The organism is Sulfitobacter sp. CW3, assembly GCF_019392245.1.
Taxonomy (GTDB): Bacteria; Pseudomonadota; Alphaproteobacteria; order Rhodobacterales; family Rhodobacteraceae; genus Sulfitobacter.
Genome location: NZ_JAHXRL010000010.1, coordinates 124,993 through 150,890, shown reverse-complemented (window position 1 = coordinate 150,890; position 25,898 = coordinate 124,993). Strand labels below are relative to the sequence as shown.

The following is a 25,898-nucleotide window of genomic DNA, read 5'->3' as shown; positions in this document are numbered from 1 at the left end:
ATCACCGTCAGTCATTGTGAGCACAGAAAATCCAATTTCGGCATAAACCGGGTCGTCGCTGCGCGTATCACTGGCCATTCCAGAAGCGCGCGCCACGGGGCCGGACAGAGTGTCATTTGCTGGCAATTGACCGATCCCACTCAATCTAGCAGCCAGCAGTGGAGTCCGCTGAAGTTTCGCCAGAAATGTACTGATCTTTGGCTTGAGTGTCGTGACGTCAGTGGCTGCCGCCCCCTGTACTTTCAATTGAAATGCTGCTGCGCGTTTTTCAATCCAGCTGGACCCAGACTGCGCCCCGAAAACTGCCAACCAACCAAGGTGACTGGCCACCCGCTCGCGCTCGACTACCGCAAGACGCGCGCGCGCAATGTCGGGTGCCACGCTTTGGCCGGCCGCTTGCTCAAGCGCGAGACAGGCCAGCAGGCGGTAAGCGACTGGACTGAGTGGGGACAAGGCGGCGAGGTGATCGACAAATTCTGTGGGGCTGGACGGATTTGCAGGCAGCGGATCACTTGAGCCAACCAGACTGTCGGCGCTGGTGGTCGCCACTGCATCGCCGTCTAATGTCAGCTTTAATTGCAACCCTCCAGGCAAACCCGGAAAAAAAGGCCCGAAGGGGACATCGATCCATTCCATCTTGAGACCGTCCGCACTTGCAGGCATGTCGCGGGTAAGATCAACCATCGACATGAAATGAGCCTCGACGCCTTCGACCCTCTCACTACCACCATGACCGCCGTGGCCGCCTCGGTGGTTATCCGTGCTGTGTTCGTCATGTGCTTTGCCGTGGGCTTTGTGATCGTGCCCAGAATGTCCGCCAGCTTCTGCGACCGGCACAAGGTGCATCCCGCACTTCGGGCAGGACCCGGCTTCGTCGCTGACAACTTCGGGATGCATCGGGCAGGTGTATTGCAACGGAGCCTCGGTGCTGTCGGGCTTTGCGCGCATGTGATGTTGCTTATGGCCTGAGCCATGCGTCTTGTGCTGTTCGTGGTTGTCACCATCCGCAGAATGCCCGCCTTTGGAGCGATCATGACAGACAGCGACAGGTTTGGAATGTTTCTGGGCAGCGACCTCTCGCTTCTGTTCGGGCACAGCATGGCCTCTATGTGCTGATCCAGCGGTTTCGCGCTCAACCAAGGTCATGCCACATTTCGGGCAATTTCCCGGTGCCTCCTGCACAACTTCGGGGTGCATCGGGCAGGTATATTCCGTGCTGGTTTCCAGTGTGGGCGCTTCAAAATTCTCTACGTCTGGCTGAAAGGCTGCCATCGCAAAAATCCTGCGTATGTCTGCGATGGCCGCTTCAAGACCGGCTTGGGTCAACGGCCCCGTCGCATCGGGAACAGGCAAAGGGGAAATGTCATTGGTACCGAGGGTCAGAATGGCCCGTGGGCGCGGCATTTGCGCATAGACAACACTAGCGGCGTCAAGCAATCCAGCGGGCAGTCGTCCGATGACAACAAGGACATTGGCATGGCGCGGTGTCGTACTCAGGCGCAATCCCGCATCGCCAAGATCGATGCCGACGGCTCGTGCTATTTCCGCCCCAGGCACCACAAAGCCGCAAAGATCACGCGACATGGCTGCTGCTGCAATCCTTTGAAGCGCGTTCATCGTTCCGTGACGAGCGCCTCTCATTCCTGCCGCCTCAGCGCGCCTTGGCTCCAGCCATACAACAGGCCAAGGAACAAAATTGCAAGAAACACACCCATGTCAAGAAGCGCGACAAGCCCCTCCTCCCGATAGACAACCGCCCAAGGATACATGAACGCCATCTCCATATCGAATGCGAGAAAAAGCAGAGCATAACCATAATATTTGGCGTGATAGCGCACCCAGACTGGTTCGCGTGACATCGAACCGGCAGTTGCGGGCACATCTTTCCCCAGCTCACTACGGGTTCCACCAATTGCACAAGCGAGAAGATAAAAACAAAGGACGAATCCGATGGTGCCAAGCGTCAGACCAAACAAGACCCCATATTGGGTGAGTGCGTTCATTGCTTATGGTGTCCTCTCAATGTTTATGGTCATGTTGCATTACAATACACTTTTATTTGATCTTTTTCTGACTTTACGGAGTTATACCTAAAATTCACGTTGAGGCGTAAGGACAGCAGAATTCCCTTTCTTGTGGTCGACCCTTTCTCACCCGCTTGCCTTGGCGTCGTTGCATCTCGCCCGTTTCGCATCAACCTGTGATCAGTTCACTACCTCTGGACCGACTGAGACAAGATATGCCCAGACGTTTCTTGCATCCGTCTCCTTCTTCAGCTTGAAACCCATTTTGGATTTGGCACTGTTGTCGTCCAGAAAAGTCGCGAGAAATTTCTTTGGGTCTGCAACATAGTCAACGAAGTTGTTCTCGTTCCAGATCAGACCTTTTTCACCGGCCTCTTTTATAGAGCCTCCAAACTTTGCACCAAAGTCTGCGTTTTCCCCAGCCGTTCGGCCGTAAAGTCCATAGAGATTTGGCCCAACCTTGCCCCCTTTTTGAACGACCCCTCCTTCAGGATCGACAATTGAATGGCACGCTTTACACTTCTTAAAAATGGCTTCTCCAGCCATTGTATCGCCAGTCGCATGCCCATCAGAAAATGCAGGGGTGACTAGAAATGACAACGCTAAGATTGTTGCAACTGTGGTCTTCATTTGAAATTCTCCTTCTGTTTTTGTTTTCAAGGTGTTGTCTATTCGATCCCGTTTTTCCTTTGTAACGCGCGTACATATGTTACAACATTCAAGATCTCAGTTTGCGCAATGCCCTCAACAGCAGGCATATTGCCAAAGTTCCAATGATGAGCCCGAACACCATTTTTTGCGGCCAAAGCAAACGCCATATCCCCGTGGTGATTAGGTTCATAGATTTTGTGTACCAGAGGTGGTGCAATATCCTTTCTTCCCTGTCCATTCGCACCATGACATTCCGAGCAGAACTTTACATATGCAGCTTCGCCAAACTGTTCTTTTTCTCCGAGCGAATCCGGTAGGATTACGGCGACAATCGCGTCGTCGAAAATTTCCGAACCACTCTCTTCAGGTGACAAATTGACCTTAGATGTTTGCAAAAAATACCAACCGCCCGCAGCCAACGCGACCAAGGCAAAGAATACTGCGCCCCACTTCATGATCCTCTCTCCTTCATTCAATTCATCAATCTTCCGTTTTTCATTCTCAGACATATCTTTTACCGGTAAATGCTCTGAAGGTCCTCAGATTTGGAGCGGCACAAGGGTGATGTCGCGGGTTTCCGATTGTTGCTCTGGCAGCGTGTCCGGCGAAAAAAAGCTGGTGATCTCGTGATACCTGATCCGCGTGTCTTCCAAAGTTTGATAATAACCAAACAGCTCTTTCAAAGGCGCGGAAAAGTCTTTGTGAGCTGCCAGCACGGCGACAAGCGCACCAAGGCTGATACGGCCCTCGATAACGAAATAGCCTCCTAGTGAATAGAAAAGGAACGGTGTAAGCGCGGTCAGAAAATTGTTCAGCGCTTTGATAAAGAACTTGAGGATGTAGATCCGTCTTCTCACCTTCTCCAGCTCCCGAAAACTTGTACTTGCGCCTCCAAATGTGGAGCCAGTCTCCAACTCCAAGCCATGAAGCTGGTTGCTCAATTGTTTACCAAGGTGCCGTACTTCTTTGATTCTGATCCGCGACAGCCCATTTACGCGGCGCTGAAGCTTGGGGAGCAATATGAGCTGTATGGGCAATACAGCCAAAGCAGCAGCCCCAAGAACGGGGTCTTGAATGAACATGAACAACAAGATTGTTAGGAGTGTTCCCCCCTGCATGACAGGCAAAGTCAGTACATCCGCAGCAAAACCGCCAACCGGCTCTACCTCTTGGGCAAGGATTGGAACGATCTCACTTTGTGATTGCGACTGCGGGTCGGTACGCCATGCCCGATAGACCAAGAGTCTGAAGCGGCGCAGAAATCGTTCTGCAACATAGCCCTTGAAGACGTTAAGTACGTATTTGCTCAACCCATTTACGCTGATCGCTAGCAGATAGAGACCAGACAAAATCATCAGAAGCGTAACCTGATCAAAGTAATATCCAAGGAACTCAATCGGGAAGCGATCAGCATCAAGCGCATTGTTCACAATTTGCTTCGGAAGTTCCAGCGTAACATAGAGAACGGGCATCGAAATGAGGCTCATCCCGATCATTATTGCCTGCTGTTTTCTGGAATACCGCAGCACGGTTTTGAAGAGACTATGTTCCAGTCCACGGACCGCCTGTGACTGGGGTTGCCGATCAATAATCCTTTCACGCCGCAAAAACCTGAGAGCCGCGCGTATGAGGAGATAGACAATCACGCCGATAAGCATTGCCGGGGCAAAAACAAAAATGACATGGATAAACGGGTGAATCCAATCAGGCGCAGTATCATCATACTGATAGCCAAAAAACTCTGTCACGCTGTGAACAACATCATGATATTTGTCGAAACGTATCATGATATTCACTCAGTTTTTTGATTTAGGCGCGAGATGGTCGTGAATCATAATAACGCCAAACATACCCGCTTCACGGTGGCCCGGGATGAGACAAACAAATTCCAGGTTGGTTTTGATCGAAAATTTCCAATCAAGTGTTGCAGTGCTTCCACTCGAGATCGCGATTGAATTGGCGTCTTCATGCTTCATATCAGGGTGGTTTCGCATCCATTGCTGATGCTTGGCAATTTCATCAAAGGAACCCAGAAAAAACTCGTGATCCAGATCGCCAAAGTTATTTACGACAAAGCGCACGACCGCGCCTTCTTCGATGTGGATGGCATCAGGATCAAACAGCATATAGCCACTTTCAGTTTCCTTAATGTTGACTTCAATTGTTCGGCTAATCTCGGCATCCAACCCGGGTTCGCCAATAGGAACGTGCCCCGGATGATCATATGCCTGTGCGTGTGGCTCTTCTCCGGCGCCTGTGCTCGCTTGAGCACCCACCGTAGAGAGGCACAAGACAACAAGCAGCGTCAGAACTTTTGTCGGGGAATACATTTTCTGCTCCAATATTGAAGTTTCACCACACGTGGCGGCTTTGATCGGCAATTTGGTTGAGAGGGGTAGAGTGACAGGAGGCGGTGAAGAACACCGCCTCCTGAACCGATTACTTCAACTTCACGACTGTGAGTTTTCCTTTGACGGGCTCCGCCACAAACTCGATGTTCTGACCTTCGGACATTTTCGCAATCATCTCTTCATCAGCGCGAAACACCATTTTCATGCCTGGCATATCAAGGTTCAACAATGGACCGTGGTCGATCGTGACCTTGCCACCTTTTGCATCAACTTTTGTGATCGTGCCTTTGGTATATACGACATCAGCCTGTGCCATTTTCATTTCGGCCATTTCCATACTTACGGAAACTTCACGGTGCATACCGGATTCGTAGTGACCCGGGATAAGGCATGCGGCTTCAAAAGTGCCATCATTGCTAAAGGTCCAGACCACTTCACCGGAGGCGCCTGAGTCAAGAGTGATGCGATTTGGATCGTCGTGCTCCATAACCATCTTTGCCATTTCGATTTTGTGCTTGGCATTGTTCTCGACCGTATCGAGCACAAACTCGTGCTCCTGTTCTCCTTCGTTTTTAATCTTGAAAAGAATGGTTTCACCTTTCTTGAAGGTCATATCGTCACCCTTGATCAGCATTTCGCCGTCATCGGTTTCGAGGAGGATTACGTTGACAGTCCGGTCCACCTTGGAAGAGTCGCCCGGCATACCAACCATCATCGCTTCAGCCTTTTCGGTCGATACTTCATCATGTTTTTTCGCATGTGTGCCACCCGCGTAAGCTGGTATTGCGAATGTGAAAGCGAGTGCTGTCGTCAAGAGAAGATTTTTCATGTGTTTTTCCTAAAGGTTTGGTTGTTTGATTGGTCAAAAGGCTATCTCAGCCCTTTTGCGTTGGTTTCGGTGTCAGAATGGTTTTCGGGCTGTTGTTGGACGCGAATTCTGGAAGTTCTCCAGTCCACTCATAGGCCTGCTCGCCAGGAGGGTTTTCATACCAACCTGGATCGGAGTAATCGTCGGCATCGATCCCGTCGCGGACTTTTACGACCGAGAACATACCGCCCATTTCGATGGGGCCATACGGACCCCAGCCATTCATCATCGGGATGGTGTTGTCAGGCAGAGGCATCGACATCTTGGCCATGTCGCCCATGCCTGCCGTGCCCATCGGCATATAGTCCGGCTGGAAAGAGCGCATTTTCTGGGTCAATTGCTTTTTGTCAACACCGATGAAGGTAGGAACGTCATGACCCATTGCATTCATAGTATGATGCGATTTATGACAGTGGATCGCCCAGTCACCCAAGTGGTCGGCCGTGAACTCATATGCCCGCATCGCGCCCACTGGGATGTCGATGCTGACCTCTGGCCACTGCGCAGATTCAGGCACCCAGCCGCCATCCGTACAGGTCACTTTGAAATCATAACCGTGCATGTGGATCGGGTGGTTTGTCATCGTCAGGTTGCCAACGCGCACACGCACCTTGTCTCCCTTATTCACTACCAGCGGATCAATGTCGGGGAAAATTCGGCTGTTCCATGTCCACAGGTTGAAATCCGCCATCGTCATGATGCGCGGCACATATGTTCCAGGATCAATATCAAAGGCGTTCAACATGATCAGGAAATCACGATCAACTGGCATGAACGTTGGGTCCTTGGGGTGAACAACGAACATACCCATCATACCCATCGCCATCTGGGTCATTTCATCACCATGGGGGTGATACATGAATGTACCTGACTTGATTAAGTCAAACTCATAAATAAACGTCTTTCCCGGTGGGATACTTGGATGGCTCAGCCCTGAAACACCGTCCATGCCAGAAGGAAGAATAAGCCCATGCCAATGGACCGTAGTCCCCTCAGGCAGCCTGTTTGTAACGTATATCCGAACGCGGTCACCTTCCACCGCTTCGATTGTTGGACCAGTCGATTGACCATTGTAACCCCATAGATGCGCGATCATGCCATCGGCCATCTCACGCTCTACTGGCTCTGCAACAAGGTGAAACTCTTTTACCCCGTTATTCATCCGGTGCGGCAAGGTCCAACCATTGAGTGTGACAACCGGGTTGTAGTCTACGCCCGATGAGGGCCGTGCTGTCACCTGTGTCGCGGCAGTGTCCATCAGTGCCGCTTCGGGCAGACCCATATTCATAGTCTGCCCCCAAGCTTTGGAGGAAACGAGTGTGGCACCTGCGGCACCGGCTCCGAGTAATTGACGTCTATTCAACATATCATCATTCCTTTTCAGTGAGGTGCGCCGCCACCGGCGGCAAGTGCTGCGCCTTCTCCACCGCCGCCACCGCCTGCACCGCCACCATAAATGGCAGCTGTCAGATCGGCCTGGGCCATGTAGAAGTCGCTTTTCGCGTTTGCAGCTTCAAGAGATGCAGCCAGCTTCTGGCGCACATCTGTCAGCAACTCGAATGTGTTGGTAATCATGCCGTTGTAGGACAGCAGGCCTTCTTCTTCGACAGTCCGCGTTAACGGCACCAGTATATCCTGATAGTGACGCGCGATCTTGTAGGAAGCGTGGTAGGAGGCTTCTGCACCTCTTGCTTCGGAACGTACGTTTACTGCCGTTTCAGCAAGCACGTTGGCTGACTGCAAATACGCAAGCTCGGCTTTACGCATTCTAGCTTTACCAGAATCGAAGATCGGTATCGCAAATTCAAGTTCAACTTGGGGCGTAATCACCTTTTCGGTATCACCGTCCTCACCAACTTCACGCTCAAGCTCCGCACCCCCAACGATTTCGAGGTCGCTGACAATCCGTGTCTGATCTGTCAGGCCATATGCCAGAGCCTGCGCTTCGAGGCCTAGTTTTGCCACCCGAAGATCTACACGGTTGCGCAGGGCCTTAGCCTCAATGTTACCAATGCTACCAACTGAGCGCGGCAACTTTGGCAAGGCATCAGGCACATAGTAATCAACCTCTGTTCCCCAAAGGCCCATAAGCCGCGTCAATTCTTCCTTCGATTTTGTCGCGTTCAGGCGCGCCCGCGCAAGTTGCCCTGCAAGCTCTGCGTTAAAGGCCTGTTCACGCGCTTGATTGGCTTTATTCAGAGCGCCGGTTTCGCCCAGTTTTCGAGCCAGTTCAGAGCCTGCATCGGATGTCGCCTTTGCCCTCTTGAGATACCCAACGGCTTCGAATGCAGTTACGGAAGCTATCCATGCCTGACGGGTCTGATTGGCCAAGGCCAACGTATCATTAACCGCAGCCAGTTGCGCTTGTCTAAAGTTTGTATCCGCAAGTGCGCGCCGTTTCTTACGGGTTGTGGCCTCCAAAAGGTTTGCACGGATCAGTCCCTCGATTGCGCGGTATGCACCCAACTCTGGCGCACCAATACCCAAAATTCCGATAGACACGACCGGGTTTTCAGGTGTCGACTCCTGCCAAGCGTCTGCAGCCGACAGACCAACATTGGCGTAGGAAGCTTGCAATCCTTTGTTATTCAACAAAGCAACCTGAACTGCCGTATCCGCAGAGATAGTCTTGCGATGCACCATCCCATGAACCTGCTTTTTTAAAGCTTCGTTCTCGGCTTGGGTTTCGGCAAAAACCGTCCGCTTCCCGATAGCCGGCGTTATCTGGCTGGCAATATTGGCAAACCCGGCCTTCGGCTCGGTATAGACACCCGGGATTGCCGTCGCACAGGCACCAAGGACTAATGGAAAGCCAACAATTAATGGCAGTTTTGAAATACGCATCAGTTACCCTCCGACTGTTCTTCGTTAACGGTGCGCCAATCGCGCGGTCCGGTTGGTCCACGGTATGTGTAGCCCGCAAGCGGATCTTGATATCGGATGGGTGAAACTACGGCCGTATTCGTAACTGCTTGTTGCGCGGTCACGGCAGGCAATGGCGTTACCGTGTATGGAATAGGTCTGATATCTTGTGCGCATGCGCCAAGTGTGAGGGCTGATGCCCCCAAGAGTAGTTGAATTTTCATGAGTAGTACCTGACTGATGGACTTCGGGCTCACGCACTAACGCACGCGAAACGAAGGCTCCCCTAAGAGCCTTGGATCAGATCAAGTATTGGGGAGGTCGCAGAAAGCTCGAAGAATCAATCGAGTTCATCTGGCCATGAAGTATTAGATAAACTTCGGTCGCTGTTTGCTCGACAAAAACGGCATCCGTGTATGTAAGAGCGACGGAAACGCAAATACCGCTGCAACAATCACCGTAAGATTGTTTTTCATCGGCCACCTTGGACGTAACCGCTGACCCATCATGCTGTGTCATAAGCGACATTTGCTGATGCGTGTGATCGTCAACTTTTGGACCTGAGTCAGCGGCCATCGCATGGCTTTGGCCATGCATTCCCGACGCTGCATGCGATGCAGACGGAGCAGAGAACACCAACGCAACAGCAAACAAAAGGCATGTAAATACCTTCAGCCACGCGAATATGGTGTTTTTAACTTTCATTAGGGCACCCTGAACAATTTATTCTGGCCTGTCAACGCGTCCTGCGCTGGAAGGTTTGCGACTTTTTTCGTGACCTGCGCTAATTGCCGCGCATTGTGCATCTCTAATAATGAATCGAGCATGGTAATAGCCTCACAACATGGCCCAAAGAATTGCGGCTAGAACACCGGCCAAGAGACCCATCACGACCACTTCAGGCAACGTAAAAACAATCATGTGACATTCTCCTATCCACGCACGACAATCCTAAAGTCCAACTTTCACCAGAAATGGGATAGAACTCCACTGGCGATAATGCACTCAATAATTTCTGCAATGCCCCCAGCCCTCCCTGAAATTTGGTGCGACCGTTCCAATCATACTCACCCAATATCCACAGGTTCGACGAAGTTGGCTCGTCAAGTAATCGCTTTCGAATCAGTTTCCGAGGGCCTTCTCGAACTTCGAAATGCCCACATCATCATCGCCAAACCAACCCCGATCATCGGCATCGAAAGCACCTGTCCCATCGTCACCCCCCAACTCCCGAAATGAAGCGCATGTCCAATAGGGTTCAAATCGGTCACAAATTGCATATCCGGCTGCCTAAAAAACTCAACGAAACTTCGTGACACGCCATAGCCCACCAAGAATACCCCGGTCAGGGCGCCCGGCATTTGCAGCCAGCCGCGTCGCCACGCAAGTACCAGCAACAAAGTACCCAGAACGAGGCCTTCAAGTATTGCTTCATAGAGTTGCGAAGGATGACGAGCGCACAAGTCCGCGACACCCAAGCAAGTTTGCGCAGTTTGGCCGGGAAAAACGACTGCCCAAGGAACGTCAGTGGGACGCCCCCAGAGCTCATTGTTCGTGAAATTGGCAAGACGCCCAAGGAACAAACCCGGCGGTGTAGCCAGTGCCAGCAGGTCTGCGGTACTGAGGACTGGTTTCTTGTGTCGAGCACAGTATAGAAAACCAGCTATTACCACACCAGTGAAGCCGCCGTGAAACGACATGCCGCCTTGCCAAACCATCAGAATTTCAAGTGGGTTTTGTAGGTAGTATTGCGGCTGGTAGAACAGGACGAAACCCAGGCGACCCCCAAGTATCACGCCGAGGATGATCCACGTGAGTAGATCCTCAATTTGATTACGGGTCAGCGGCGGGCCGTATTCGGTCCAGACTTCAGATCGCTTGATTGTCAGCAAGCAAATACGCCAGCCAATGAGCAGGCCTACGATATAGGCGAGCGCGTACCAACGCAGGGCGAAGCGAAAACTGCCAAACTCAATTGCAAAGAGTTCGGTGCCGATATCAGGGAAAGGAATGGCGGCAGTCAGCATTGCTTGTCTTCCTTCCTATCAGATTTAGGAAGCTGTTTTGATCCGCGTGCTTTCCAACACATGTCGCAAACAGGGTCTCCGGCCGATAGAGTTTGTGGCCTTTGGTAGTGCCCCCGCTTACCATCGGCGGCGATAATGTCTGCACCCGGCGTATCATAGCGGCACCAGCTTTGCCGAAATGCCTCAAGCAGTTCAGGATCTTTGCGGCGTACAGCGGCAGCGCGCGCGAATGTCTGTGGCGGGCAATGCGTGAAATGTGTGTGGATAACTTCGCCCTTGCGAAAAACTTGAGCATCATAGCCTGGCGCGCCGACTGGACGAAAGGGGAAGATCAACAACCCGCCGAGAGTCCACCGAAGCCTGCGCCCCGGATCACGGCTGATCATTCGTGATGGCAGCGATGACAGAACCAGCATGCGGCGATACAGATCCCACCCGATGTCAGCCATAACAGAATGTGCAGATGCCGCCGCAACCCCCTGCGCCCGCAGCGCTGCGTCGGCGGCGACGGTATAGATCGCTAGTTCCACCATCAGGCGACTGCCGACATTTGGAATTTGTGACAGTTCAGCATTTGCTCTCATTTCCGCAGTTTCACGCTCTAGCGTCTTAAGAAAGCGACCAATGTCGTCGGACAACCAGCGCACTGTATCACCCTGGGTCAATTGCAGCGTCCGATAGGTCAGATGCCGACGGCTCATGCGTCGAACGTCTCTCAAAAAAATCCACCGCACCGCCCTCCATCCCAAGGGTGTGGGTCCGAAGGTCGTTTGGCGGTCAGTCATAGGACAGCTGCTTTCTGCGACGGTCCCTTACCGCCACTATAATCAGAGGCACCAGCGTCAAAGCGCCCAGCCCTATCGCAGCCCAGACGGCGCGATCTGATTGTCCACTAACGGCTTCATTGCCGAAATGGGCTAGAATAAAGCTGGCCGGGATAATGCCCGCGAGCGTGGCTACCGCAAATCGCCAGACATGCAGACGGCTCAATCCGGCAGCATAGCTCACAATATCGAAGGAAATGAACGGCAACAGGCGGCTTGCGAATACCGTGAACGTTAGGAGGTTCTGCGATCCAAGTAACCCCGCATCAAGCTTACCACCTACCCACCGGACAAGAATATCACGGCCCAAAAACCTTGCTAGCCCGAAGGCGATCAGCGCGCCAAGCTCTGCCCCTATGACGATGTATATCGTACCAAGTGTGTGGCCGTACGCCGCACCAGCAGCAAGTGCGATCGGAGCGCTTGGAATTGGCGTAGCAACAATCGCTGCTGCCATCAGACCAATAATGAGAATTGGCCCCCATACACCAGCGGCGTTCACCCATTCAGAAATGCTGTCACTCTTTAACGCACCAACAATTTCTGAGAGAGGATCGATGAATATCGCTGCGATGGCAAGGATACCCACCACGACAATGGTAGTCCTCACCTTCCATCCATTGGAGCGCATGCGCGTCACCGAAGGCACCTCAACGGGTTCCACAGAAAGACTGCCAAGCGGTTTCTGGAGGTGGCAACCATCTCTCTGGAATAGAGAGACAGAAACTACGTATGCAATTGGTGCGTACATCGTCTTCGGTTGCGACACAGTCAATCTTCAAACTGGGTGATTGATATCGAGTGCTGCTACATAACATCAAGCTCGACCTTCAAAATTGAACGAGTGGAAATCCGCGTTACTTTTGCTTTAGCGCTTCCACCTACGGGAGGGTCAAGACGTGTTTGCGCTGCTACAGCTTGAATCTTCTGAACAGGTAGCCGGTGTTGGCAAGATGTTGCTGCACAATCCAATGACGCGTCGGAAACGAGGTGGGCGTCGACCCACCAGCCGACGCCCGGAAACTCCAGCTTGGTCTAAGAGCGTTAGTCCTTTTCGCCGTCGTCAGATTGCCCGCCCGGCATCATAGACCCGCCTTGCATTTTTTGCATGCGTTCCATCATCGCCGCAGGAGCCATCATTTCCTCGGGTGTCACCGCGCCGTCGCCATCTGCATCAAGATGCTGAAACCGGTCCACCATCATATTGCGCATCATTGCGCTGTGAAGGGTTTCAAACTCTTCGATGGAAAGGCTTCCGGATCCGTCAGCGTCATTTTCTGTCAACTTCGCCTGCATCATCGCGCGCATTTCTTCGGGTGTAACGGTCCCATCACCATCAGCATCCATCATTTGCGTCATGTTCTCATGCATGCGCTGCATCATGCCCTGCATTTCAGACATATCGCCCATCATGCCGCCGCCTTGCATCATCATTCCTTGGGTGTTTATTTTGCCTGCCTTGTTGCCATGACCATGATTGGACTGGGCAAAAGCGGCCCCTCCGAATGCGGTTACTGCCAGAACTGCTGCTGCGATAATTGTTTTACGGGTCATTTCTGTTTCCTCATGTTTTGTTTACGATACACTTCATGTGATAGTTTTATGTCCCGGTGAAAGGTCTGTGAAGCGAGGCATTGTATCACTGTGTCGCAACGCATCAGACTGTTACACCCTGTGACAAATCTCTCGAGCAAAGCGTCTCAAGTGTAGGATAAAGAGGGCAATATGACGGAACAGCCTCATATACTTGTGGTCGATGATCACCGCGAAATTCGCGATGCGGTTACGCGATATCTGGAAAAGAACGGTATGCGTGCCACCTCGGCGCGTGACGCAAGTGAGATGGATGAAAAACTTTCCAAAGGGCAATTCGATCTGATCGTTCTCGACGTCATGATGCCGGGCGAGGACGGACTATCTGTATGCCGCCGTCTGTCTGCCAATGGTTCGATCCCGATCTTGATGCTGACCGCACTTGATGAAGAGACAGACCGCATCGTTGGCTTGGAAATAGGTGCGGACGACTATCTATCAAAGCCGTTCAACCCGCGCGAATTGATCGCCAGGATCAAAGCAATTCTACGTCGCGTCTCACGCTCTGAACACATTGCGGGTACTTTGTCTGGCCGCCGCATCGCATTTGCGCATTGGGTTTTGGATACCGACAGTCAGTTGCTTACAGATGAGACCGGTCAGAAAGTGGATCTGAGCAGAGCAGAGTTCAAATTGCTCACTGTCCTGCTTGAGCGCCCTCGGCTTGTTCTGAACCGTGATCAATTGCTTGATCTAACGGCAAGCAAGGCGGCTTCAGTCTTTGACCGGACTATCGACAATCAAATTAGCAGGCTGCGTCGCAAAATCGAACCTGATCCAGCGCGACCACATCTCATCACGACGGTCCGTGGTGGCGGCTATTGTTTGGTGGCAGATGTGACGGAGTTGGGCTGATGCTGCGTTGGCTGGACAGTCTGCGCGTACAGCTGGTGCTTTTGGTCATCGCAGCTCTTGTTTTAGCTCAAGCGTTGAGCCTTTGGTTGTTTGTAGACGAGCGCAGCCTTGCCGTTCGCGCGGCCCTTGGTTTTGAGGCCGCGAGCCGGGCAGCCAATGTCGCCCGCTTGATCGAGGAAGCGCCGATAAGCTTGCAACCGGCAATTCTGCGGGCTGCAAATTCTCCACTTGTAAGATTTGACCTTTCAAAATCTCCAGCCGTTGATCATGAAACACATGCCGATAACGGAGCCGTCGAAGAACGCGTGCGCAGCCTTCTTGGTCAGTCAAGCCAACGTGAAATTCGTGTGGAACTGCACGAAGCTGATCAGGGTATTCTTCCTATGCCTCATATGGGTCCCGAAATGACCCAAATGCATCAGGCGATGATGCGCGGAAAGCTGTCCGCGATCGAAATGCAGCTTTCAATTTCGCTGACTGGTGAACAATGGCTGAATGTAGCTACACGGTTTGAGCGCCCACCCCTGCAATGGCCTTGGTATTCGTTCGTCAGTTTCGGTATGACCGCGGCGCTTATCCTTATAGTTGCATGCTGGTTCTTGCTCTCACGATTGATCAGGCCTCTTTTACAGATTTCTCAAGCAGCGGACCGACTTGGGCGAGGTGAAAATGTAGAACCCCTGCCAGAGATGGGCCCCAGTGAAGTGAGAAACCTTACGCGGACGTATAATCGTATGCAGGAAAGACTAGGTCTTTTTATTGCAGATCGAACGCAGCTCTTGGCGGCTCTTGGCCATGACCTTCGGTCTCCTCTCACGGCTTTGCGTATCAGGGCAGAAATGATCGATGATGACGAGACGCGAGAGAGGGTAATCACCTCTGTCGAAGAAATGCAGGGTATGGTGGATGAAACGCTTGCCTTTGCTAAGGGAATGGCGACCGCAGAAAACTATGAGGCGGTAGATTTGGGTGCCTATCTTGCGTGCCTCCAGTCAGACATGTTGGACAGCTTCACACTAGAAGAAGGCGAAAAAGTAACGGTCCGCATTCGTCCTCAATCTGTACGGCGTGCCTTGCGCAACCTTATCGAGAATGCCCGGCGATACGGCGAAACCGCGCATGTCACGTACCACCACTATGCAGAGCATGCTTTTGTCGCGGTCTCTGACAACGGACCTGGTATTCCGGAAACTGATCTGGAAAAAGTGTTTGCGCCGTTTTTCCGCCTTGAAAGGTCACGCTCGCGAGAAACCGGCGGTACAGGTCTTGGCCTGTCTATCGCACGCACCATCGCGCGTGCCCATGGTGGGGATGTCAGTCTGTCAAATCGCCCCGCAGCCGGCCTCATGGCAACCATGAAACTCCCAATAGAGTAAATTACTCAAATACAGGCGCGATTATGGGTTCAGTCGTCCTCACTTGGGCTTGTGTGGGTGGGGCAAAGAAGTAGGTAGGTTCCTCCGCCCACCGATTGAGAATTCTTGATCAGGTTAACCTTAAAATTTACATGAAGAGCTTTGCAAGCATCCAGATACCCATGCTCAACATCATCAAATTTTCCGTCAATGAGATGAAACCCAATGGTACGCTGCTGTCTCCGCCAACACAGGCACATTTCAATTCACGTTTATCAACGTAGACCGCCTTTATGACTGACACCGCGCCGATGCCGCCAATCACAATTGCCACGGGTGCCGAAAGCCACGTAAGCGCGCCAGCAGTCATAAGGATACCAGCAAATGCTTCTCCAAAAGGGTAAATTTTACCATAAGGTACCCAACGCTGCGCCAGCAGATCATAGTTAAGAAACATCGTCGAGAAGGTCTCGATATTTTGTAATTTTTGAACAGCCAGCAAGCACATCGAGATCGAGATGAACCATTCGAACGCCCTAACCGTGAGGATGGTTTCAAAACTGTACCACGACAAACCAAGCGCCATCAGAAAAGCCACGGCAAAAATCGTGATCACTGGCTGGTAAGTTGTGTCCGAACGCTCATCTTCGGGCTTGTCTAGACCGAAATGAACGCGCAGAGCGTCATACCCTCCAACACGCTCTCCGTCTATGAAGGTTTGCGGCGTCAATTCAACCCCATGCTTGTCCATGAACGCATCAGTCTGCTCGCGTGTCTCGAGGTGGTGATCCTCGACCTCAAACCCCTGACGCTCTAAAAGGTCTTTTGATTTTAGACCGTACGGACATGTATGAGCATCCATCACCATCCGGTACAGCTTGGCCTTTGTCTTAGTTTGATCGAGTGCCATCAGAATTCTCCTTATTTACCGTCAATTTCAGGAGTTGCGGCAGGACCGCCGTTCAAATCGATGATCAGCGCCTTCATTTCTGCAATCTCAAGACGCTGCGCCTCGATGATATCATCAGCCAACTTACGCACACGGGGGTCGGTGATATTGGCGCGTTCACTGGTGAGGATCGCGATCGAGTGGTGCGGTATCATCGCACTCATCCAAGACGTGTCATCAATCGTCGACTGGCTGCGTACCAGATAGAGCGATATTGCGAAAACAAGCGCGCTGCCCACAAAGATAGAAATGTTGGCCGTTTTATTGGAGTACATTCCCAACATGAAGGCCAGCATGATGATTGCCATGACCGCGCCCATGTAAATTGCCATGTAGGTTCTGGTCTCACTGAAAAATACATGGTCCAGCGCGTAAGTGTTTAGGTACATCAAGCCAAGCATTACGATGGTTGATGTGATGATCATTGCAAAGAAGCGCCAGTATGACATGAATTGGATTCCTATTTAAGTTTCAGGTATTAAAAACTAAACAAGCTTCCAGCGCTGGAGGGTTCCCAACCTATTTGGAAAAATTACCCAACTTCTTTAGAATTGGACAATCGGGTCTATGATCGCCTGCGCACTCACGAACCAAGTGTGACAAAGTAGCCCGGATCGAATTCAGGTCCGCTATTTTGCTTTCAATCTGCTCGAGATGCTCCCGCGCAATTGCGCGTACATCAGCGCTGGCGCGGTCTTGGTCATCCCAAAGTGCCAACAGATTTCGGCAATCCTCAATGGTAAAACCCAACGCCCGAGATCGCCCTAAAAACGCCAATTTGTGCATGTCACTCTCGCGGAAACTGCGATAGCCATTGGGGCCGCGCAGGGGTTTAACCAAGCCGATATCCTCGTAATAACGGATGGTTTTAGGAGGCAGGCCTGATTTGTCTGAAACTTCGCCAATATTCATCGAATTTCTCCTACTCTGCTGCAGCGGGCACAAGTCTGCTACTGTCCATTTTGATTGATCGGCCCTCCGAGATTGCCGGCGCTATCCAGCGTAGACGCAGCGCGTTGGATAGGACGAAAACGCTCGACAATGCCATGGCACCGGCAGCAAGTGCAGGAGATAGCATTAAGCCGAACACCGGATAAAATACGCCCGCGGCAACCGGGATCAGCAAGGCGTTGTAGCCAAACGCCCAAAACAGGTTCTGATGAATATTACGCATTGTGCGCTGGCTGATGTGCAGAGCGTTCACCACTCCGTTCAGATCACCCGACATTAAAACAACATCTGCCGCTTCGATTGCGACATCAGTGCCAGTGCCAATGGCTACCCCGACATCCGCATGCGCTAAAGCGGGCGCATCGTTTATACCATCTCCCACAAATGCTACCTTTCGGCCGCCTGATTGTAGCTGTTGCAAGGCCGCTACTTTGCCTTCTGGCAAGACTTCAGCTACCACCGTATCAATGTCTAGTTGCGCCGCAATTGCATCTGCCGTGGCCTGATTGTCGCCCGTAATCATCGCTACTTTCAGGCCGAGACCGTGCAAAGCCGAAATTGCCTGTGCAGTGCTGGGTTTGATCGGGTCAGATACAGCGATGATCGCCGCCAACTGCCCATCAATCGCAGCATAGAGAGGCGTCTTTCCGGCCTGCCCCAACCGTGTTCCAACGCCATCTACTTCATCCAGTGCAATGCCTTCGCGGAGCATGAAGCGATCTGCTCCGACAAGAATTTTGTGACCCTCGGCTTCGGCGCTCACCCCATACCCCGTAATAGAGCGAAATTCGTCAACAGGTGCTAAAGTTAGCCCTCTTTGCTCAGCAAACCGCACGATTGCCTCCGCGATAGGATGCTCCGAGGTGGCCTCGACCGACGCTATCAGTCGCAAAGCATCGTACTCCACAAACCCTTTCGTCACAGTCAAATCGGTCAGTTCCGGGCGACCTTGTGTGAGCGTGCCAGTCTTATCCAACGCGACCGTTTGCACATCATTCAACGACTGCAATGCATCGCCACGCCGAAAAAGGACCCCCAACTCAGCAGCGCGCCCCGTACCCACCATGATAGATGTCGGCGTTGCCAGCCCCATCGCGCAGGGGCAAGCGATAATAAGCACCGCTACTGCCGCCACCAACGCGAAGCTGAGTGCAGGATCAGGACCAACCAGCAACCATGCGACAAAAGTTATAACGGCGATTGCCATCACCGCCGGCACAAACCAAAGCGTGATGCGGTTGACTAGATCCTGAATAGGCAGCTTCGCCCCCTGAGCTTCCTCAACCATACGAATGATCTGCGCCAGCATCGTATCGGCACCAACTTTGGTGGCTCGAAAAGTCAGCGCACCCGTCCCGTTGACGGTGCCGCCTACAACTTCAGCTCCGTCTATTTTCTCAACTGGCACAGGCTCGCCCGTGATCATGCTTTCATCCACGTAAGACGCGCCTTTGACGACTATGCCGTCGAGAGCAATTTTTTCACCGGGCCGAACCTGAACCAGATCACCGACCACGATGTCATCTACGGGCAGCTCGATCAGTTGACCGTCCCGCTCAACATGAGCAGTCTTCGCTTTTAGCCCAACAAGTTTGGCAATCGCCTGCCCTGTGCGGCCCTTCGCGCGCGCCTCAAGAAAACGACCTAGCAAAATCAGTGTGACAATGACGGCTGCCGCCTCAAAATAGACAACCCGCGTGCCCGCCGGTAACAGCGATGGCAAAAAGAGTGCGACCGTGGAGAAACCCCACGCAGCGGACGACCCCAAAGCGACCAATGAATTCATGTCAGGAGCGCCTTTGAAAAGCGCAGGGAAGCCTTTGAGATAGAAGTGTCGCCCCGGCCAGATCAACACAATGGTGGTTAGGACAAACTGGATGCTCCAATTGACCCCCATACCGAGCGAGTTCATCACCCAGTTATGCAATGCAGGGATCAGATGGCTTCCCATTTCCAGGACGAACACAGGCAGCGTGAGCACGGCGGCAAGCAGCGTCATGTTCTTGAGATGCGAGGCTTCTGCAGCCTTACGTTCTGCCGTCACATCCGCACTGCCTTGGTTCCTGATCAAGCTTGCTGGATAGCCAGCGGCGGCAGCGGCCTGTGCAATCAACATCGGTTCGATGCCGAGGACCTCAACTGTCGCCTCTTCGCGTGGCAGATTTACCGACGCTGTCACAACACCGGGAACCGCTGCAAGCGCACGTTCGACACGCCCGACGCAAGACGCGCATGACATGTTTTCAATGGCGAACCGATAGCTGGTGGGCTCTGCGGGGTATCCAGCAGCATCGAGGGCTGTCGCGATCTGGGTCATATCAAACTTATCGTCGACCACGACGGTTGCAGTTTCAGCAGCAAGATTAACACTTGCCTGGGCCACATCCGGGATTGCCAGCAAAGCCTTTTCAACCCGACCAACACAAGAGGCGCAACTCATATTGTGGACGTTAAAAGTAATAGAATTTTCGCTGTTCATCGTCGGGACCCCTACTCTGGTATCATCTCTACTTAGGGCTTCCACCTACTGGAAGGTCAAGGCTTGTTTTAATAGTCTCCATTCATCAATGTCGGCAAACTCTCTCATAGCGTCCAGATCACCCAAGGACCTAAGCCTCCAACTGTGTCTGCAACCACGCAGGCAGGAACAAATGAACGGCAAGAGAGCTTAGGCTGATGATGCTCACAGCCGGGCTTCTATGCCTTGCACAGTGCGTGCGTGTGCCATCAGTGGGCTTGGTTCCTGCTCGCTTGAACTTCACGCGCTCGCTCGGGCCAAGTTGATCGAATGTAGGCAAGGATGTTCCAGATCTCGTCATCTGAAATCACGCCTTCAAATCCAGGCATTCCACTGTTGAATTCAGCGACACCCATAGCGGCCAATGCAGCTTTCCCTCCGAGCTTTGTGTAGTCGAACAACATTGCGTTATCGTGATGCCAGGTATGCCCTGAAGCGTCGTGAGGTGGGGCAGGCAGAACGCCATCCTCACCCTGCGACCGCCAATCGGGCTGTCCTTCCAAGTCTGCGCCATGACAGGCAGCGCAGTTTTCGGCGTATAAAACGCGACCCGCAGGAATATCGCGATTGTCCAATTCATGATCAGCCACAGCTGCGGTAGCAAGGAGATGCAGGAACGCGACAAACCATTTCATGCGACAGCCACCCATGTGCGCATCCCGCCAATGGCATGACTGAGCATGTGGCAATGCAACAGCCAGTTGCCCGGATTATCGAAAACGCAGATGATATCGCGGCTTTCGCCCGCATTCACCAGTGTTGTGTCGCGCAGGTCACCCAAGGTGTCATCAGCATCGACTTCGTAGAAATGATGCCCGTGCAGATGGATGCCATGCGGGAAGGACGTATCGTTCACCATGGTTATTCTGACCGTCTCACCACGCTCAAAGGATCCGAACGGATCCTCGTGCAGATCAGAGATATTATTGAATGCCCAAATGTTGTCACCGCCATGTCGGCCACCCATGGCACCACCCATCATCTTGAGTGTCAGATGTTGCGTAGGCGTAGCGGGCACAGGCAGTTCAGGCGAAGCGAGAGCCAATATTGGCCCAGCCTGTCGGTCTATGTTCACCCCTTCAGCGGCAAGATCTGCCAAACGGTATGAACCATCACGAGTCATCATATCAAAACCCACTGGTTCTATGACATCTACGATCAGATCAGCGCGTTGTGCGGGGGCGAGAATAATTTCATTCAGAGGGCGCGGAGTGGCAAGAGCCATACCATCGAGAGCGACAACAAGTCCTGCCACACCGCTGACTTGCACCGGAAAAATCCGGTTGGTCGCAGCATTGATCAGCCGCAAACGGACGCGGTCCCCTACCCTAACCCGTGACGTGGACAAGAACCCACGGGCAAAGTTGCCCATGTATCCGCCATGGGCAACACTGTGCATGTCAGTATATTCTTCGACAAGGCTGCCATCTTCCTGCATCTGCCAATCCGACAAAAGCACAGTGATGTCGTGATCTACGTCAGGTGGGCTATCGTCTTCGACAATCAGAGGCCCCATCATCCCCCGCGCCACCTGTTCGTTCGAGATGTAGTGCGAGTGATACCAATAGGTTCCTGCATCCGGGGGCACGAAACTATAGGTCTTGGTTGTACCGGGATTGATGAGGTCTTGGGTCAATACCGGAACGCCGTCCATCTTGTTCTCCAGCCGGATGCCATGCCAATGAACCGCCGTGCCTTCTTGCAAACCGTTCTCGACCTCGACTTCAACCCGTTGCGCGCGCCGCATCCGCAGTTCGGGGCCGGGCATCGACCCGTTGAACCCGAGCATGGCAGTCTTGCCCTCCCCTTCCGGCAGGACCTGCTGAACGACCGCCTCGGCCTTCAGGTGCAGCGCGTCTTGCCCTGCGAATACAGCGCGCGGAAGAAGGGCAACTGCAGAGGCCGAAGCCAGAAATTGTCGTCTGTTCATGTGAACCTCATGTCGGCAAAGTCAGATTTGTTGTCAAAACAGCAGTGGTCCCAAGCACGGTAATAATCACGGCCCATTCAAATGAGATGGACTTTGCCAAATGCCCCGCTGCATTCGGATCTTTCGCCTGCAAGGCTGGGATATAGCGGAGTTTATTGAGAGCCCCCAAGCCAAGCAATGCGGCAACCAGACCCACCTTCAAGATCAGGCCTTGCCCATACCCGGTGCCTATCAGCGCGGCAAACGAGCCAACAAGCACATAGCCGATATATCCTCCCGCGATAACGAGAGCGGGAAGCGCAATCCTGGCCACAATGCCAAACCGATGCCCCAATTCTGCTGCCTCAGGCCAGGTCGCAGGTGTTAATGTAAGCCGTCTGAGCGGAATCAAAATGCCTATCCAAAATGCTGCCGTCAGCAAATGGATTGCCAACAGGACATCTAGAATAACGTCTTCGCGGGTAGACACATGGCTCACCAGAACAAACGACCAGACAGCAACCAGCCCACCAAAACTTGCGAGCCAAAGTCCCCCTCGCCCCATAAACAGGCCAACGACCAGCAGGCCGATTCCCACAATTCTCAGCAACAACGCCGTGCCAACAGAGGTGCTCCAGAGCAGCCCGAGCATTTCTGGATCAGTCATGCCGCTTGCGTCGCCTGTCAGGTTTGCCCCACTGAGCGAAAATGACAAAACCGCAGCAACAAGGCCAATCACCGCAAAGACCAATCCCAGCCGTTTGTATTGCCTCAGTCGAAACACCAAAGCTACTGTAACCGTTCCAACTGCCGTCAACACACCCAGATACAACGCAAACTTCGTTATGATTGCTGCAAAACCCCAAATATCAGGCATGGCTATTCGACTGCAAAGCTGAACGAGCCTGTCATAGCATGACCATCAACGCCCAGACCGCGCCAGTCGATTGAATAATTGCCACTCCCCATAGGTTGCATTGGGACAGTGAAATCGATTGCCATCCCCTTGTACGCGCTGAGGTCGAGGTCAACTGCTGGATTATCAGCATGCACCATTCTCACGCGAGTCAGCCGAATGTCGTGCAAAAAGTTTAGAACGATTTCGGAAGGGGCTTCTGTCAGCTTGGCCTCGTTGGCGGGTGTTGTTTCATCGATAGCAGAGTGAGCCAGTACACCTGTAGCCCAAAATCCGATGATGCCTGCAAGCAGAAAACTTTTCATGTCTTTTACCTCATTGATTGTTAGTGGATCCCGTTAGCCCGCTGCAATTCTCGGATATACGTGATGATGAAAGTGACTTCGCCGCGAGTAATTCCCTCGACCGCGGGCATGTCCCCAAATCGCCAATGGTGCGCTCGGACACCTAGCGCGGATGCGCGCTGAAAGCTCTCGTCCCCGTGGTGGCTTGGTTCATAGATTTTATGTATTAGAGGTGGGGCAACACCCTCTTGTCCCGCAGCGTTGGTGCCATGACATGATGCACAACTTGCCTCGAAGGCTCTCTTACCGATTAGAGCGTTTTCGGAAAGGACCTCAGGTAAGATAACATCTGTCATTACACTGCTAACGTTGGTTGTCATCGACGCAGTTTGCCGATCCTGATTTTCGGCAGGCCACATCACATAGGCCAGACCACCAGCCAACAATAGACTTGCAATAACCATCATTCGCTTCATCGGAGCCTCAGTTTTTCAGTTTGCTTGGTGCAGGCGCTACACCTTCCAGCAGGTGGAAGGTCAAGAGCTAATCGACAAAAATCTTTCTAAGTCGCTGGGTATAGAACGACGCGCGTGTTCAATGGAACCTTATCGTAAAATTGAACAATCTGATCGTTGACTAATCTTGCGCACCCATTTGAGACTGCTCGACCGATAGTTTTTGGGTCATTAGTACCATGCACACGCAAAAACGTGTCGCCACGACCCGGTTGGAAAAGGTAAAGGGCCCGCGCTCCCAATGGGTTGCTCAGACCGCCACGCATTCCATTCCGATGCGGTTCATATTTTTTGGGTTCACGCCGCAACATACCTGGCGTTGGTGTCCAACTCGGCCATTTCTTCTTTGCCCCGACGTAGAATTCACCTGCCTCATAAAGACCCGGCCGACCAATCCCAACCGTGTAGCGAATCGCAGTGTTGTTAGGGAACGTCTGATCAACGTCGCTGTTTAGCCGTTTCGATCTGATGCTTCCCAAGTTTGGTCGGCTTCTCCTCGGTTCTAGCGGTTTTTTCTACCGCTTTGCCCGGGCCACCCGTGTTTTCGGCGGACTCCACCAGTCACGCCATCAGCCGCCTTCTGACCAGATACAGATTGCCGAGGGCGAATAAGCTGAACAACTGCGCCCGGTTCTTTGCCAGTCCACGATACCGGGTCTTGATGTAGCCGAACTGGCGCTTCAGCACCCGGAACGGATGCTCGACTTTGGACCTGACTTTGGCGATCAGGTGGTTGATCTGCTCGTCGATGGGATGAAGGTCGTCGCCCTTGGGAGCCTTGCGCATGACACCCCAGAACTTGTCGGGACCAGTGAAGGCTTCCTCGCGCTCGGCGTTGACATAAGCCTTGTCCGCCCAGACAGACGTCTCTTCGCCGTGCAGCAATTCGTCCCAGACCCGGCTGTCGTGCACCTTGGCCGTTGATGTCTCCAAGCTGTGAACGATGCCACTGTCGGCATCGACACCCACATGCGCTTTCATGCCGAAATACCAGTCGTTGCCTTTCTTTGTGCTCGTCATCTCCGGGTCGCGCGTGCCTGCCTTGTTCTTGGTTGAGGACGGCGCGTCGATGATCGTCGCATCGACTAGCGTGCCCGAGCGCAGCGCAATGCCATTCTCGGCTAAATGCGCGTTCACCTCAGCAAAAATAGCTTCGGGCAGCGCGTGGCGTTCCAGAAGGTGGCGGAAGTTTAGGATCGTGGTCTCGTCAGGGATACGGTCATCGCCGAGTTCCAGACCGGCGAAACGGCGCATGGCATCGCTGTCATAGAGGCTTTCCTCGGCCATCGGATCACTCACCGCACACCACTGCTGCAAGCAATAGATCCGCAGCATCACTGCCAACGGCATTACTGGCCGCCCACCTTTGCTGCCCATCTTCGGATAATGAGGTTCAATTAAAGCCAGCAGCCGTGACCAGGGCACCACAGCCTCCATCACGGCCAGGAACTTCTCTCGCCGTGTCACCTTCTTCTTGGTGGCGTGGGCAAGAGAGGCAAAAGTAATCTGCTTGGCCATTGGTCGCTCCTTGATCGCTCAATCCAAGTCTATCAGTTCACGCTGCATTGCCGAGGTTTTTCAGAGATTCCTTAACGACACAATCTGAAAATTAAGGATACAACTCTCCCCTGAAAACGAAGAATAATTTTAAGCTCTAATCTGATCAATTAGAATACAATGACATCATGTCAGGCGTGCCTTTAAAGAGCGCCGGAAAACCCTTGAGATAGAATTGTCGCCCCGGCCAAGCCAGAACAACGGTGGTCAGAACAAATTGTATGCCCCAGTTGACGCCCATCCCCAGTGAATTCATGATCCAGCTGTGAAGAGCCGGGATCAAGTGGCTCCCCATTTCGAGGATAAAGACCGGCAAGGTGAATACTGCAGCAACCAGTGTCATCCGGCGCAGATGGGCCGCTTCTTCCACTTTGCGATCGTTTGTCGCGTCTGTCGCTCCGGGATCGGTGACCAATGTCGCTGGATAGCCCGCGGCGCTCGCAGTTTCGGCAATGTCCGCAGACGATACAGCAGCGCCCAAAACACGCACTGCCGCTTCTTCCTTTGCGAGATTAACCGTAACAGAAACGACGCCAGCAATCGCAGATAGCGAACGCTCGACCCGCCCCACGCACAACGCGCAAGACATGTTTTCGATGCTGAAACGATAGGCCTTCAGTTCTGCAGGATAGCTCGCCGCGTCCAGCGCGGTGATCACGTTTTGAGCATCAAACGTGCCATCGGCGGTTATTGTGGCCGTTTCAGACGCCAGATTTACATGCGCCTGAGAGACGCCCGATACCGCGCTCAATGCCTTTTCCACACGGCCGACACAGGACGCACAACTCATCTCTTTTATGCCGAACGTGAGTGACTTTTCGCTTTCCATAGTGAGACCTCTTGCTCCGGATAACTTTAGAGATAGAGGTTCCAGCAGGTGGAAGGTCAA

27 protein-coding genes and 1 pseudogene are annotated in these 25,898 nt (G+C 52.8%); 2 read left to right on the top strand and 26 right to left on the bottom strand.

Features of this window, described 5'->3' with window-relative positions; all coding sequences use genetic code 11:
* From KZZ06_RS18345 to KZZ06_RS18280, 14 genes are all read right to left on the bottom strand, one after another.
* Positions 1 to 1,584 (bottom strand): heavy metal-binding domain-containing protein (locus KZZ06_RS18345; protein WP_306664497.1); only part of this gene is annotated, 1,584 nt, incomplete at its 3' end.
* Positions 1,585 to 1,637: 53 nt separating this feature from the next.
* Positions 1,638 to 2,003: an NADH-quinone oxidoreductase subunit A gene (locus KZZ06_RS18340; RefSeq protein ID WP_219581448.1), complete on the bottom strand. Its 366-nt coding sequence runs from the start codon at positions 2,001 to 2,003 to the stop codon at positions 1,638 to 1,640.
* A 201-nt stretch (positions 2,004 to 2,204) separates the two neighbouring features.
* Positions 2,205 to 2,654 carry a cytochrome c family protein gene (locus KZZ06_RS18335; RefSeq protein ID WP_219581447.1) on the bottom strand — a complete coding sequence of 150 codons (450 nt, stop codon included), beginning with the start codon at positions 2,652 to 2,654 and terminating at the stop codon, positions 2,205 to 2,207.
* Between the two features lie 38 nt (positions 2,655 to 2,692).
* Positions 2,693 to 3,184, bottom strand: coding sequence for a c-type cytochrome (locus KZZ06_RS18330; protein ID WP_257884463.1), 492 nt, complete (start codon positions 3,182 to 3,184; stop codon positions 2,693 to 2,695).
* Between the two features lie 30 nt (positions 3,185 to 3,214).
* On the bottom strand, positions 3,215 to 4,462 hold the full coding sequence (locus KZZ06_RS18325; protein ID WP_219581446.1) for an ABC transporter transmembrane domain-containing protein: 1,248 nt from the start codon (positions 4,460 to 4,462) through the stop codon (positions 3,215 to 3,217).
* 9 nt (positions 4,463 to 4,471) lie between these two features.
* Positions 4,472 to 5,005 carry a plastocyanin/azurin family copper-binding protein gene (locus KZZ06_RS18320; protein WP_219581445.1) on the bottom strand — a complete coding sequence of 178 codons (534 nt, stop codon included), beginning with the start codon at positions 5,003 to 5,005 and terminating at the stop codon, positions 4,472 to 4,474.
* Between the two features lie 109 nt (positions 5,006 to 5,114).
* Positions 5,115 to 5,855, bottom strand: coding sequence for a copper-binding protein (locus tag KZZ06_RS18315; RefSeq protein ID WP_219581444.1), 741 nt, complete (start codon positions 5,853 to 5,855; stop codon positions 5,115 to 5,117).
* Between the two features lie 46 nt (positions 5,856 to 5,901).
* Positions 5,902 to 7,260 (bottom strand): multicopper oxidase family protein, encoded by a 1,359-nt coding sequence (locus KZZ06_RS18310; protein WP_219581443.1) that lies wholly within the window; start codon positions 7,258 to 7,260, stop codon positions 5,902 to 5,904.
* A gap of 14 nt (positions 7,261 to 7,274) precedes the next feature.
* Positions 7,275 to 8,738 carry a TolC family protein gene (locus KZZ06_RS18305; RefSeq protein WP_219581442.1) on the bottom strand — a complete coding sequence of 488 codons (1,464 nt, stop codon included), beginning with the start codon at positions 8,736 to 8,738 and terminating at the stop codon, positions 7,275 to 7,277.
* A 318-nt stretch (positions 8,739 to 9,056) separates the two neighbouring features.
* Positions 9,057 to 9,461: a hypothetical protein gene (locus tag KZZ06_RS18300; RefSeq protein ID WP_219581441.1), complete on the bottom strand. Its 405-nt coding sequence runs from the start codon at positions 9,459 to 9,461 to the stop codon at positions 9,057 to 9,059.
* 398 nt (positions 9,462 to 9,859) lie between these two features.
* Positions 9,860 to 10,783 carry a prolipoprotein diacylglyceryl transferase gene (gene lgt, locus KZZ06_RS18295; protein WP_219581440.1) on the bottom strand — a complete coding sequence of 308 codons (924 nt, stop codon included), beginning with the start codon at positions 10,781 to 10,783 and terminating at the stop codon, positions 9,860 to 9,862.
* On the bottom strand, positions 10,777 to 11,484 hold the full coding sequence (locus tag KZZ06_RS18290) for an L-2-amino-thiazoline-4-carboxylic acid hydrolase (protein WP_219581439.1): 708 nt from the start codon (positions 11,482 to 11,484) through the stop codon (positions 10,777 to 10,779). The genes lgt and KZZ06_RS18290 overlap by 7 nt, the downstream gene beginning before the upstream one ends.
* A 76-nt stretch (positions 11,485 to 11,560) precedes the next feature.
* Entirely contained in the window at positions 11,561 to 12,238 is a 678-nt protein-coding gene (locus KZZ06_RS18285; protein ID WP_219581438.1) for a TVP38/TMEM64 family protein, read from the bottom strand.
* A 413-nt stretch (positions 12,239 to 12,651) separates the two neighbouring features.
* Positions 12,652 to 13,161: an EF-hand domain-containing protein gene (locus KZZ06_RS18280; RefSeq protein ID WP_257884462.1), complete on the bottom strand. Its 510-nt coding sequence runs from the start codon at positions 13,159 to 13,161 to the stop codon at positions 12,652 to 12,654.
* Between the two features lie 171 nt (positions 13,162 to 13,332).
* Between KZZ06_RS18280 and KZZ06_RS18275 the strand changes: the two genes are divergently transcribed.
* Together KZZ06_RS18275 and KZZ06_RS18270 are read left to right on the top strand one after the other, a co-directional pair.
* On the top strand, positions 13,333 to 14,055 hold the full coding sequence (locus tag KZZ06_RS18275) for a response regulator (protein WP_219581437.1): 723 nt from the start codon (positions 13,333 to 13,335) through the stop codon (positions 14,053 to 14,055).
* Positions 14,055 to 15,431, top strand: a complete 1,377-nt coding sequence (locus KZZ06_RS18270) for an ATP-binding protein (protein ID WP_219581436.1) — start codon at positions 14,055 to 14,057, stop codon at positions 15,429 to 15,431. The genes KZZ06_RS18275 and KZZ06_RS18270 overlap by 1 nt, the downstream gene beginning before the upstream one ends.
* A 127-nt stretch (positions 15,432 to 15,558) precedes the next feature.
* On the opposite strand, the gene KZZ06_RS18265 is transcribed toward KZZ06_RS18270, so the two are convergent.
* From KZZ06_RS18265 to KZZ06_RS18210, 12 genes and pseudogenes are all read right to left on the bottom strand, one after another.
* Positions 15,559 to 16,320: a glutaredoxin gene (locus KZZ06_RS18265; protein WP_306664496.1), complete on the bottom strand. Its 762-nt coding sequence runs from the start codon at positions 16,318 to 16,320 to the stop codon at positions 15,559 to 15,561.
* Positions 16,321 to 16,331: 11 nt separating this feature from the next.
* Positions 16,332 to 16,808, bottom strand: a complete 477-nt coding sequence (locus KZZ06_RS18260) for a DUF305 domain-containing protein (RefSeq protein WP_219581435.1) — start codon at positions 16,806 to 16,808, stop codon at positions 16,332 to 16,334.
* 70 nt (positions 16,809 to 16,878) lie between these two features.
* Positions 16,879 to 17,271, bottom strand: coding sequence for a Cu(I)-responsive transcriptional regulator (gene cueR, locus KZZ06_RS18255; RefSeq protein WP_219581434.1), 393 nt, complete (start codon positions 17,269 to 17,271; stop codon positions 16,879 to 16,881).
* A gap of 10 nt (positions 17,272 to 17,281) precedes the next feature.
* A complete protein-coding gene (locus KZZ06_RS18250) occupies positions 17,282 to 19,789 on the bottom strand; it encodes a heavy metal translocating P-type ATPase (protein WP_219581433.1) in 2,508 nt (835 codons plus the stop codon).
* Between the two features lie 248 nt (positions 19,790 to 20,037).
* A complete protein-coding gene (locus tag KZZ06_RS18245) occupies positions 20,038 to 20,463 on the bottom strand; it encodes a cytochrome c (RefSeq protein ID WP_219581432.1) in 426 nt (141 codons plus the stop codon).
* A complete protein-coding gene (locus tag KZZ06_RS18240) occupies positions 20,460 to 21,758 on the bottom strand; it encodes a multicopper oxidase family protein (RefSeq protein ID WP_219581431.1) in 1,299 nt (432 codons plus the stop codon). The genes KZZ06_RS18245 and KZZ06_RS18240 overlap by 4 nt, the downstream gene beginning before the upstream one ends.
* A 7-nt stretch (positions 21,759 to 21,765) precedes the next feature.
* Complete coding sequence (locus KZZ06_RS18235) at positions 21,766 to 22,614, bottom strand: copper resistance D family protein (RefSeq protein WP_219581430.1); 849 nt, start codon at positions 22,612 to 22,614, stop codon at positions 21,766 to 21,768.
* Positions 22,615 to 22,616: 2 nt separating this feature from the next.
* Positions 22,617 to 22,958 carry a copper resistance CopC family protein gene (locus KZZ06_RS18230; RefSeq protein WP_219581429.1) on the bottom strand — a complete coding sequence of 114 codons (342 nt, stop codon included), beginning with the start codon at positions 22,956 to 22,958 and terminating at the stop codon, positions 22,617 to 22,619.
* Positions 22,959 to 22,978: 20 nt separating this feature from the next.
* Complete coding sequence (locus tag KZZ06_RS18225) at positions 22,979 to 23,413, bottom strand: cytochrome c (RefSeq protein ID WP_219581428.1); 435 nt, start codon at positions 23,411 to 23,413, stop codon at positions 22,979 to 22,981.
* Between the two features lie 86 nt (positions 23,414 to 23,499).
* Positions 23,500 to 23,880: pseudogene (locus KZZ06_RS18220) on the bottom strand (L,D-transpeptidase); the annotation flags it as partial.
* 133 nt (positions 23,881 to 24,013) lie between these two features.
* Positions 24,014 to 24,970 (bottom strand): IS5 family transposase, encoded by a 957-nt coding sequence (locus KZZ06_RS18215; protein WP_219581427.1) that lies wholly within the window; start codon positions 24,968 to 24,970, stop codon positions 24,014 to 24,016.
* Between the two features lie 145 nt (positions 24,971 to 25,115).
* On the bottom strand, positions 25,116 to 25,898 hold the full coding sequence (locus KZZ06_RS18210) for a heavy metal translocating P-type ATPase (protein ID WP_257884459.1): 783 nt from the start codon (positions 25,896 to 25,898) through the stop codon (positions 25,116 to 25,118).